This window comes from Planomicrobium stackebrandtii, from assembly GCF_030814955.1.
Taxonomy (GTDB): domain Bacteria; phylum Bacillota; class Bacilli; order Bacillales_A; family Planococcaceae; genus Planococcus; species Planococcus stackebrandtii.
In genome coordinates this window covers 1-11,098 of the sequence record NZ_JAUSWB010000017.1, presented here as the reverse complement: position 1 = coordinate 11,098, position 11,098 = coordinate 1, and the positions used below count along the sequence as shown (strand labels likewise).

The 11,098-nt window shown below is 46.3% G+C and carries 9 protein-coding genes, 1 tRNA gene and 1 other RNA gene; 5 read left to right on the top strand and 6 right to left on the bottom strand.

Annotated features, from left to right (window positions below; translation table 11 throughout):
* The 6 genes from QOZ98_RS18865 to QOZ98_RS18840 form a co-directional block, all read right to left on the bottom strand.
* A tRNA-Ser gene (locus tag QOZ98_RS18865) sits at nucleotides 1–93 on the bottom strand.
* A gap of 162 nt (nucleotides 94–255) precedes the next feature.
* The gene (locus QOZ98_RS18860; RefSeq protein WP_142830894.1) at nucleotides 256–1,269 is read right to left on the bottom strand and encodes an ABC transporter ATP-binding protein; all 1,014 of its coding nucleotides are present in this window, start codon (nucleotides 1,267–1,269) and stop codon (nucleotides 256–258) included.
* Nucleotides 1,214–2,281 (bottom strand): ABC transporter ATP-binding protein, encoded by a 1,068-nt coding sequence (locus QOZ98_RS18855; RefSeq protein WP_308788768.1) that lies wholly within the window; start codon nucleotides 2,279–2,281, stop codon nucleotides 1,214–1,216. Before QOZ98_RS18855 ends, QOZ98_RS18860 begins: the two co-directional genes overlap by 56 nt.
* A gap of 18 nt (nucleotides 2,282–2,299) precedes the next feature.
* Entirely contained in the window at nucleotides 2,300–3,247 is a 948-nt protein-coding gene (locus QOZ98_RS18850) for an ABC transporter permease (RefSeq protein ID WP_142830890.1), read from the bottom strand.
* A gap of 11 nt (nucleotides 3,248–3,258) precedes the next feature.
* Entirely contained in the window at nucleotides 3,259–4,167 is a 909-nt protein-coding gene (locus QOZ98_RS18845) for an ABC transporter permease (protein ID WP_308788767.1), read from the bottom strand.
* Nucleotides 4,168–4,290: 123 nt separating this feature from the next.
* Nucleotides 4,291–5,361, bottom strand: coding sequence for a M24 family metallopeptidase (locus tag QOZ98_RS18840; RefSeq protein WP_308788769.1), 1,071 nt, complete (start codon nucleotides 5,359–5,361; stop codon nucleotides 4,291–4,293).
* A gap of 219 nt (nucleotides 5,362–5,580) precedes the next feature.
* Here QOZ98_RS18840 and QOZ98_RS18835 point away from each other — a divergent pair, with 219 nt between their 5' ends.
* From QOZ98_RS18835 to recR, 5 genes are all read left to right on the top strand, one after another.
* Entirely contained in the window at nucleotides 5,581–7,191 is a 1,611-nt protein-coding gene (locus QOZ98_RS18835; RefSeq protein ID WP_308788766.1) for a glutathione ABC transporter substrate-binding protein, read from the top strand.
* Between the two features lie 259 nt (nucleotides 7,192–7,450).
* Nucleotides 7,451–7,716: signal recognition particle sRNA large type (gene ffs / locus QOZ98_RS18830), an RNA gene on the top strand.
* A 166-nt stretch (nucleotides 7,717–7,882) separates the two neighbouring features.
* Complete coding sequence (gene dnaX / locus QOZ98_RS18825; protein WP_308788765.1) at nucleotides 7,883–9,616, top strand: DNA polymerase III subunit gamma/tau; 1,734 nt, start codon at nucleotides 7,883–7,885, stop codon at nucleotides 9,614–9,616.
* A gap of 27 nt (nucleotides 9,617–9,643) precedes the next feature.
* On the top strand, nucleotides 9,644–9,964 hold the full coding sequence (locus QOZ98_RS18820) for a YbaB/EbfC family nucleoid-associated protein (RefSeq protein ID WP_308788764.1): 321 nt from the start codon (nucleotides 9,644–9,646) through the stop codon (nucleotides 9,962–9,964).
* A gap of 12 nt (nucleotides 9,965–9,976) precedes the next feature.
* On the top strand, nucleotides 9,977–10,573 hold the full coding sequence (recR, locus tag QOZ98_RS18815; RefSeq protein WP_008497656.1) for a recombination mediator RecR: 597 nt from the start codon (nucleotides 9,977–9,979) through the stop codon (nucleotides 10,571–10,573).
* Nucleotides 10,574–11,098 lie beyond the last annotated feature (525 nt).

Below are 11,098 nucleotides of genomic sequence, written 5' to 3'. Positions count from 1 at the left end.
TGGAGGAGGAAGAGGGATTCGAACCCCCGCGGGATTTGACTCCCCTGTCGGTTTTCAAGACCGATCCCTTCAGCCAAACTTGGGTATTCCTCCGTATCAGACAAGGAATAATTTATCATGAATTTCTAAAGCCGTCAATACTTTTAAAGAAAATATTGAATTTTTTTCGCTGACAGAAAAAATGCTTGCCTGGGGCAGGTGAAAAAGAATAAAAAATGCCCGAACGCTCCTGGAGTGCAAGCGTCCGGACAAAGCTTAATAATTCGGCTGTTTTTCTCCAGATTCGATTTCTTCAATGTAATGGCAGGCAGCTTCATGGCCTTCCTTCATTGATGAGGCAGTGCGCAGTTCTGGTACGTCAACTTGGCATTTCTCTGTTGCATACGGACAGCGCGTATGAAAGCGGCAGCCCGATGGCGGGTCAATAGGAGAGGGAACGTCACCCCGTAAGACGATCCGTTCTTTCTTTTTGTCCGGATCGGGAATCGGAATGGCAGACAGCAAGGCTTTCGTATATGGATGCTTTGGATTTTCGAACAAGCTGTACTTATCTGCGATTTCCACAATCTTTCCAAGATACATGACGATGATTCGGTCCGAAATATGGCGAACCACTCCAAGGTCATGTGAAATGAATAGATACGTCAGTTTAAATTCATCCTGCAATTCCTCGAGCAAATTGAGCACTTGCGCTTGGATCGAGACATCAAGTGCAGAAACAGCTTCATCACAAATAATCAATTGGGGATTTACCGAAAGCGCCCGGGCAATCCCAATGCGCTGGCGTTGTCCACCCGAAAACTCGTGCGGGAAGCGGTCGGCCTGATACGGCAGCAATCCAACAGTCTCAAGAAGTTCTTCGGCGCGGCCACGGCGCTCGTTGGCAGGCAGAACCTTTTGGATATCCATCGCTTCGGTCAGTACGGAAGCCACAGTTTGGCGAGGGTTGATAGAGGCATACGGATCTTGGAAAATAATCTGCAAGTCTTTTCGGTATTTCCGCATATCGCGCTTGGATAAACCGGCAAGGTCAACGCCGCGGAACTCCACTTTTCCTTCTGTCGGTTCCTCAAGGCGCAGGATGGCCCGTCCCGTCGTCGATTTTCCACAACCGGATTCGCCAACAATACTGACGGTTTCGCCTTCATAAATGGTGAAACTGATGTCATCGACCGCTTTTACATGATTGACGGTACGACCGAGAAAGCCACCTTTAATCGGGAAGTACTGTTTTAGCCCCTCCACTTTTAGCAATTCTTGTTTCTCCATAAATGTCCACCTCCGCTTCTCCAGTCCATTCATCTGTATAAATCCAGCAGCGCACCTGGTTGCCGTTTTCATCGGTTTCGAGCTGCGGCATTTTCGTGCGGCATAAATCGGTCGCGGCCGGACAGCGCGGCGAAAAGCGGCAGCCGACCGGCATTTCGTGAGGGCTTGGCACGTTCCCTTTAATCGGTTCGAGCTTATCCTGTTCGATATCATGGCGCGGCAAGGACTTCAACAGGCCGATTGTATAAGGCAGCTTGGGTTGATGAAACAGGGTTCGGATATCCGAGTATTCCACAACTTGACCAGCATACATAACGGCAACATAATCGCAGGTTTCGGCAACAACGCCAAGATCGTGTGTAATGAAGATGACCGACATGCCGAGGCGGTCCTGAAGTTCTTTGATCAATTCCAGGATCTGCGCCTGAATTGTTACATCTAGTGCAGTTGTCGGTTCATCCGCAACCAGAATTTCAGGATCGCAGGCGAGCGACATCGCGATCATGACCCGCTGGCGCATGCCCCCCGAAAGTTCAAACGGATAGTTTTTCACCCGCTTGTCGGGGGAAGGGATGCCAACAAGCTGCAATAGCTCCACCGACCGGATAAATGCATCTTTTTTAGACATATTTTGATGCAGCATGAGTGCTTCGCTGATTTGCTGGCCGACGGTGTAGACAGGATTTAAAGAAGTCATCGGTTCCTGAAAGATCATAGAGATTTCATTGCCGCGAAGCTTGCGCATTTGATTTTCTGTGAGTTTTAGTAAATCGTCGCCTTTGTAAAAGACTTCCCCATTAGTGATTTTTCCGTTGGAAGCAAGGAGTTGCAGAATAGACAGGGAAGTGATGCTTTTTCCTGAACCCGATTCACCGACGATGCCGATGGTTTTGCCTTTTGGCAATTTAAAGCTGACGCCATCGACTGCCCTGACATCTCCAGTATCTGTTTTAAAGATTGTCTGCAGGTTTTTTACTTCCAAAATAATATCTTCAGTTCCTTGAATGCTCATATCATGGACACCTCGTTTCTAATTCAAATCAATTCGTTTGTTCAGTAAACGATAGGAAATATCGACAAGCAAGTTGACGAGTACGAAAATTACCGAGATAACCAGCACGGTACCTTGAACAACTGGGAAATCACGTGTCCGAATGGCATCAATTGTCAAACGGCCCATGCCATTGATGGCAAAAATAGTTTCTGTCAGCACCGCACCGCCAAGAAAGCCGCCAAACTCAAGGCCGACAACCGTGACAACCGGAATCAATGCATTTTTCAAGGCATGCCGATAAGTAACAATCCGCTCGGATACTCCTTTGGCGCGTGCGGTTCGGATATAGTCCTGGCCGATAACTTCCAGCATCGAAGAACGGGTCATCCGCGCAATGATTGCAGCACCTCCTGTTCCGAGCGTCAGAACCGGCAAGATGATCTGCCTCCACGAGTCACCCCATCCGGAAGGGCGCATTTTTAGAAACTCGAGCGATTCGGGCATCCAGTTGCCGATCGCAAACCATTGGATAAGGAGCAGGCCGAACCAGAAGTTGGGCATCGATAAGCCGAATAATGCAACAATCATAATTGATGTATCAGCAAGAGTATAATGGCGTACAGCTGAAACGATGCCGGCGATCAAGCCGAGAAAAACGGCAACAATTGTAGAATAGAAGGCAAGTTCAACAGTTACCCAAAACCTTGAGCCGATTTCATCCATAACCGGTCTCCCTGAGCGGACTGAAGAACCGAGGTCTCCTTGGACGGCATTGCCAAGAAACCGGCCATATTGGACGGGAATCGACTCGTTCAAGCCGAGGCGTTCGCGAATATTTTCGACTGTTTGTTCAGAAGCGCCTTCTCCCGCTACAATCTGCGCTGGGTCACCAGGAACCAGGTGCATCAACGAGAATACCAGGATCGTGACACCGATCAGTACGGGAATCGTTTGAATAAGACGACGGATAATATACTTTGTCAACGTTCAACACCTCACCTGTTTTTCATTTTTGGATCCAGTGCATCCCGCACTCCATCGCCAAAAATATTAAAGGCGAGAACCACGAGAACAATCATTAAGCCTGGAAATAAAGCGACATGGCCGGCTTCGAACATATACTGACGGCCTTCATTGAGCATAGCGCCCCATTCAGGTGCAGGCGGCTGCGCGCCGAGACCGAGAAACGACAGGCCGGCTCCGGTCAAAATAGCTGTCGCAATCCGCAATGAAGCCTGCACGATGATCGGCGACATGATGTTTGGCAAAATATGCTTAAAGATGATCCGGAAATCGGAAGCGCCGAGCGCCCTTACCGCATCAACGTATTCCAATTTTCGTACGGACAAGGTAGAGCCGCGGACCACACGGGCAAATGCCGGAACCGAGAAAATACCAACTGCAATGATGACGTTGGTCAAACTGCCGCCGAGTACGGCAACGATTGCCAATGCCAGCAAAATTCCCGGGAACGCGAGCAGGACATCCATGAGCCGCATAATAACCGCATCAACACGTCCCCCGTAATATCCGGAGATGATTCCAAAAATGACTCCGATGATGCCGCCGATAAAGACCGATAAAAATCCGACATATAAAGTCAGTTTCGCCCCAAAAATAAGGCGTGTGAATATGTCGCGGCCGAAACTGTCTGTTCCGAACCAATTGGAAGCAGAAGGGCCTTGGAGCTTGTTCGTCAAATCGGTTTGGTTCGGACGATAATCAGTAAATGTGGTGATGATCCATGGTCCGATAAAAGCCATAAGCACCACAAACACAATTAGCAGACCGCCAATAACAGCTGCTTTGTTTTTGAGCAGCCTCCGCCAAAACTGCTTGTAGCTTTCAATCCGCGGATTGATTTTTTGGGCAGTGACGGGGGGATTCACTGTTTCTTCACTCATGAAAAGCACCCTTTCTATAAAACGAAAATTTTGACTAATTAGATTATTTAATTTTACTAAAATCTTTTGAAGAATGATAGGTGCGAGCCAAGGTCTGTTTAAAAAAATTTACAAAAAGAGAGATTACACAGCAATAATCTGCAATTCTTTTGTGGCAGTCGTCAGATTTTCGTAGCCGTCCTCTGTAATTACAATAAAATCTTCAATGCGGACACCCCCGAAACCGGGTATATAAATTCCCGGTTCCACCGTAATGACCATGCCTGGTTTCAGGACAGTGTGATCATTGGCCCGCATGGCAGGACTTTCATGCACGGCCAGACCGATAGAATGGCCAAGGCTGTGGCCAAAGTTGGAGCCATATCCTGCTTCTGCAATTACAGAGCGCGCTAAGTGATCAAGTTCTGAGCAGACTTTGCCGGGACCAATGGCTTCTAACGCCACTTCTTGTGCCCGTCGGACGATGTTGTAGATTTCCCGCTGCTTTTTGGAAGCTTCGCCAACCACTACCGTTCGGGTAAAGTCTGTGTAATAGCCATTGATTTTCGCTCCAATGTCCATTTTTACAAAATCACCTTCTTTAATAATGCGTTCGGTAGCCTGTCCGTGCGGCAAGGACGATCTTTCCCCGGAAGCAATCACATGGTTTTCTTTAATACCATCTGCACCGCCTCTTCTCATGAAGAATTCCAGTTCCAAACCCACCTCTTTTTCCGACATGCCCGGGCGAATAAAGGATAGAATGTGATCAAACGCTTGATCGCATAAAGCAATTCCTTTTTTGAAATAGCCGATTTCTTCATGGTCCTTAATCATTCTGAGGTTGTATATGGCATTCTCGCAGTTGAACAGCTCCAAGGAAGGATTCAAATTTTCAAGTTCCTTGTAATCTTGGACCGTCAATTTGCCGAATTCGATGCCCAGTTTTTGCACAGCAAATTTTTTGACGTAGCTCGTGATGACTGGATTGACGTTTCGTTCGTGATTAATAATCTCGAAATCTGGCGCTTCTTCTCTGGCCTGGTCCATATAACGGAAGTCGGTCAGTAAGTAGTTTTTTTCCTGAGTGATGAGGAGTACACCGCTGGAGCCTTTAAATCCTGAAAAATAGAACCTGTTTTCCGGCGAAGTAATTAAAACTGCGTCTGTGTTGGTGAACTGCAATTCTCTCCTTAAGTTTTGAATGCGTTGCATGCTCAAGTCAATCACCCCTTTTTTAATATGGCAAATAAAAAACTGTTAATAAGAATATTTGCATAAATTACGAAAATACACAAGAATATGAACAAAAAGATTGTAAATTTATCTAATTAGTTTCTATTGTAAAGATTTTAACACTATGATAATATTTTTATCAGAATACTTTTTAAATTTAAAAATTCAGTCAAATAAAATCAAAGGGAGGAATTAAATGTGGCGCTATCAAAAAAAACAGTTTGGACAGTCTTATCATTGCTGATGTTAGCTCTTTTTTTGACTGCATGTGCAGGGGGAAGTGATACGAGTGAGGGGGATACTGACGAAGGCGGCAGTGGGACTGGCGAAGAAGCGCAAGGCGGAGATTTAATTTTAGCGGTCCTGTCAGATGCATCTTCTCTGGATCCGCACGGTGCAAATGATGTTCCTTCTTCGGTAGTACAGGAAAATATTTTCGAAACCCTTGTCGAGACAGATGAAAACAGCGAAATTATTCCGGGCCTTGCAGAGTCATGGGAGGCAGTTGATGAATTGACATGGTCGTTCAAGTTACAAGAAGGGGTCACCTTCCACGACGGAGAAGCATTTAATGCGGAAGCCGTAAAAATGAATTTAGACCGAATCCGTGATGAAGAACTGGGTTCTCCGCGCGCAAACCTGTTTGCAATGATTACAAATGTAGAAGCAGTGAGTGAGTATGAATTGGAGATTACAACCGAATATCCGTTTTCACCATTGCTCTCTCACTTATCCCATAGCAGCGGCGGGATGATTTCACCTGCTTCCATCGAAGCGGATTACGAGGCAATAGCAGCTGGGGAAGACCCGTTCTCTGTAGTTTCCAGAAATCCAGTTGGAACCGGCTATTTTAAATTCGAATCTTGGAATCCAGGTTCGGAAATTCGGCTTACAAAAAATGAAGATTATTGGGGAGAAGGGGCAAACGTAGATTCTGTTGCGTTCCGGGTAGTGCCTGATTCTCAAGTTCGTGCAGCAGATCTTGAAACTGGCAACGTCCACATCATTGATCCTGTGCAGCCAAATGAAGTGGAACGGATTGAAAGTTCCGGTGTAGCTTCTGTATTGCGCACGCCATCTTCGAGCTTAGCGTATCTTGGATTTAACGTGCAGAAAGAACCGTTTGATGATCCGTTAGTGCGCCGTGCGATTTCATACGCAATTGATCGCGAAGCAATCATCAGCGGAATTTACGAAGACTACGCTATTCCGGCAATTGGGCCGTTAGCGCCAGGAATTTTTGGCTACACTGATGATATCGATACAATTGAATACAATATGGATGAAGCAAAGTCACTCCTAGCGGAAGCAGGAATGGAAGAAGGTTTTGCGACTACGATTTGGACCAACGATAACCCACAGCGCCAAGCAATCGCAGTACTTGTCCAAGAAGCTTTGGCAGAATTGAATATCGAAGCCTCTATTGAAGTATTGGAATTTGGAGCTTACCTTGATCAAACAGCCGCCGGGGAACACGATATGTTCATCTTGGGTTATTCCAACCCGACAGGCGATGCCGATTATCAAATGTACGGCCTGTTCCATACCGAACAAATTGGGAATCCTGGAAACCGTTCGTTCTACTCTGATTCCGAAGTGGACGAGTTGCTTGACGAAGGACGCAGAGCAACAGATCCGGAAGAGCGTGAAGTAATCTATGCGGAAGTCGCGCAGCTTTTAACGGATGATGCTCCGATGGCGTTCTTGCTGCACCAGGAATATTTGAACGGCATAGCAGATACGGTCTCAGGATTTGAAATTGATTCTGCGGGCATCTATAAACTTAAAGATGTCAGTATCAGCCAATAAACTTCTCCAATTGCTGTAATCCGGTCTTGCCTGAACAGGCGAGACCGGATTTTTTTTGCTCAACAATTTTTCATCCTGCAATTCATCTTTATATGTTCGCATTTAAGTCATAAGGTTGTCAGTCAGCCTGTCTTTGCAGAGAACGCTAGGGCTTTTTAGAATTGTCAAACCTCTGAAGGACGGCTTTAAGCACTTATGATTATTTATTAATAAACTTATCGATTGATTTTTTGGTGAATAATTCGTATACTAGTAAATGCCGTGCTAGGTGGGAAGATAGCGGTGTCCTGTAACCTGCAATCCGCTTTAGCAGGACTGAATTCCTTTCTGAGGCTGTTTGTATGTAAGGTCTGCCTCTTGCACGTAGTGTTGACATCTGGGTCCTGCGCAATGGAATCCCATGAACCATGTCAGGTCCGGAAGGAAGCAGCATTAAGTGGAACATTCCATGTGCCGCGGGATCGCCTAGATCGAGCCAGCGACAAGGGTAACGCTTATGTGCAGCAGTCGAAGAAAGGTGCACGGCAATAATATGTAAATTCAAACCTGTCCGCTCTTGCAGCGGACAGGTTTTTTTATTGTTTTGTTTGCGGAATCCTTACGCGCCAATCGTTGAAATCGTTCAGAAAGGCCAGTCTTTTATGATATAATGATAGGACGAAAAATAGATTAGTTAAAAGGAGAGAACAAGTTGGCGTATCAAGCTTTTTACCGTGTTTACAGACCCCAGTCCTTTTCTGATATGACAGGTCAGACGCATGTCAAACAAACCCTTCAAAACGCTCTCCTTTACAATAAGACAACACATGCTTATTTATTTTCAGGGCCGAGAGGGACAGGAAAGACCAGTGCAGCTAAGATCTTCGCCAAAGCATTGAATTGCGAGCAGGCTCCCGCAGCGGAACCGTGCAACGAATGTGCTTCCTGCAGAAGCATCAATGAAGGATCCAATACGGATGTCATTGAATTTGACGCAGCTTCCAATTCACGTGTAGAAGAGATGCGTGAAATCATTGAGAAAGTCCGGTTTTCACCGGCTAACTCGCGCTTTAAAATCTATATCATCGATGAAGTGCACATGCTGTCGAACAGTGCTTTCAATGCGCTGTTGAAAACATTGGAAGAGCCGCCGGAACATGTGGTCTTCATTTTGGCGACAACAGAACCGCACAAACTGCCATTGACGATCATTTCCCGTTGTCAGCGCTTTGATTTTAAATCGCATACACAGGTAGATATCGTTTCGCGTATGGTAGAAGTGCTGACAGATGCACAGATTCCTTATAACGAACAAGTACTTAAAATAATTGCCCAAGCTGCAGCAGGCGGAATGCGGGATGCACTCAGCCTGCTGGATCAGGTTGTATCCTTCAGTGGCGACGAGATGACAGTCGAAGACGCGCTGCTCGTCACAGGCTCGATCAGCCAGGACATGTTCTATGGCATTGCAGAAGCATTGCTTGCCAAAGACATCGGCCAGGCATTGACGCTGCTGGAACAACTGGTTCGCGACGGCAAAGACCCTGTGCGGCTAGTGGAAGATTTCATTACTTTCTTCCGGGATTTGCTGTTGATCCAAACTGCACCTGACCTTCACGATATGTTGGAGTTGGCGACGCATGAACCGCGTTTTGAAGAGTTGGCCAAGCGTTTTGAGCCAGCGACGCTGTATACGTGGATTGACATTTTATCCAAAACCCAGCAGGAAATGCGATTTTCAAACCATACGAAAATCTATATGGAAACCGCGTTGCTGAAAATGGCACAGGCAGATGTGCCGGTCCAAAGTACAGCTTCTGCCGTATCGCCTGAGCTCGAAGCGAAAGTCATCCAACTGGAAAATTTGGTGCGCGAATTGCAGCAACAGGTGAAAAATGGAGCAGTCAGCAGTGCAGCGGCAGCACCGGCGGAACAGAAAAAACGCCAGCGCGCGCAAAGCAGCTTTAAAATACCGACTGGACGGATTCAGGATGTCTTGAAAAATGCGACCAAGATGGATATTCAAGCCATCAAAACCAACTGGGCAACAGTGATGAGCCAATTGCAGCGGTCGCATTCGGCTTTATTGAACGACGCGGAGCCTGTAGCGGCATCAGCGGATGCATTTGTGTTAAAATTCAAGTATGATATTCATTGCCAGATGGCTTCGGAAAACCAGACGTTTGCCGCAACTTTCAGCCAGTTGCTGGAGCAGTATGCAGGCAAGGCCTACACGCCGGTTTTTGTTCCGGACGCCAGTTGGCTGAAAATCCGTGAAGAATTTATCAAGAAGAGCGGATCGAAGGCAGGCACTGAAGAAAAACAGTCAGAGGCTGAAGAAGAAAATCCGTTTTCGGGTGAAGGAGCTGCAGCGGAAGAAGATCCGTTCATCTCAGAAGCCGAGCGTCTTTTCGGAAAAGACTTTGTCGAAGTTCATGACGATTAAAATGAAAATTCTAAGGAGGAACTAATTATGCGCGGTGGAGGAAATATGCAAGGCATGATGAAGCAAATGCAAAAAATGCAAAAAGAGATGGCGGTTGCCCAAGAAGAGCTTGGAACATTGAAGTTCGAAGGAGCAGCTGGCGGCGGTATGGTCAAAGTTACTGTATCCGGCCATAAAGAAGTATTGGATGTTGTATTGGACCCTACAGTAGTAGACCCGGAAGACGTTGAAATGCTGCAGGATCTTTTGATTGTAGCTACGAACGAAGCGTTTAAAAAAGCGGATGAACATGCGAATTCCACAATGGGGAAATTCACGAAGGGCTTAAATCTCCCGGGCATGTTCTAGGAGGTAAACCAGATGCATTATCCAGAACCGATTTCGAAGTTAATGGAGAGTTTTATGAAATTGCCAGGGATCGGGCCGAAAACAGCGGCCCGGCTGGCATTTTTTGTGCTTGGCATGAAAGAAGACACAGTGCTTGATTTTGCTAAAGCGCTGGTGGATGCGAAACGTAACTTAAGTTTCTGCTCAGTATGCGGCCATATTACCGATGTTGATCCTTGCCATATTTGCCAGGATCAGCAGCGCGACCGTACGACGATTTGTGTGGTTCAAGACCCGAAGGATGTAATTGCGATGGAGAAAATGCGCGATTACAAAGGGTTGTACCATGTCCTGCAGGGAGCCATCTCTCCAATGGATGGGATTGGCCCAGAAGATATCAATGTTCCTTCTCTTTTGAAACGTCTTCAGGACGAAGAAGTGGAGGAGCTGATTTTGGCGACCAATCCAACAATCGAAGGAGAAGCGACAGCGATGTATATTTCCCGCCTCGTCAGACCTTCAGGAATCAAGACTACCAGGATTGCCCATGGCCTTCCGGTAGGCGGCGATTTGGAGTATGCCGACGAAGTGACTTTGTCGAAGGCATTGGAAGGCCGGCGTGAACTTTAATTATAGAAGGAAGTGCCGGAAAAAGGAGCCTTTAAAACTTTATTAATGGGAAATATTCTGATTAATTGTGTTTTTCATATAGTAGTTAGAGAAGAATAAATAGGTATTTATGAAAAGAAGATGAGTGTTGAAAAGAAAAGGAGTCAAGTAAAATGGCTTTACAGAGCTGTTTTTCCTGGCTTCTTTTTTAAACTCTTCCTATAGAAGCGAAAGAGGGTTTCACAAGGAATGTTTTATAAATATAATTTTATTTACCAAAAGTGTTGACAGTCGGAACTATATGCTTTAATATCATAGGAGTCGTCAAGAACGGCGCAACAAACTGAACCTTGAAAACTGAACAGCAAAACGTCAACAAACAGCAACGGCCGCGCAAAACGGCCCGCGCACACTTTACTGATCAGCATCATGCAGATCACAAGCGAACCGCGCGTCTTTGGACGGCGGTACGCCAGCAGTATTGAGCAATCAACACTACTCTATAATGGAGAGTTTGATCCTGGCTCAGGACGAACGCTGGCGGCG

Bases quoted from the DNA above. Each gene is read 5' to 3' on its own strand.
- QOZ98_RS18860 (WP_142830894.1), bottom strand. From the start codon at position 1,269: ATGGAGAAACAAGAATTGCTAAAAGTGGAGGGGCTAAAACAGTACTTC.
- recR (WP_008497656.1), top strand. From the start codon at position 9,977: ATGCATTATCCAGAACCGATTTCGAAGTTAATGGAGAGTTTTATGAAA.
- QOZ98_RS18820 (WP_308788764.1), top strand. From the start codon at position 9,644: ATGCGCGGTGGAGGAAATATGCAAGGCATGATGAAGCAAATGCAAAAA.
- QOZ98_RS18855 (WP_308788768.1), bottom strand. From the start codon at position 2,281: ATGAGCATTCAAGGAACTGAAGATATTATTTTGGAAGTAAAAAACCTG.
- QOZ98_RS18840 (WP_308788769.1), bottom strand. From the start codon at position 5,361: ATGCAACGCATTCAAAACTTAAGGAGAGAATTGCAGTTCACCAACACA.
- QOZ98_RS18845 (WP_308788767.1), bottom strand. From the start codon at position 4,167: ATGAGTGAAGAAACAGTGAATCCCCCCGTCACTGCCCAAAAAATCAAT.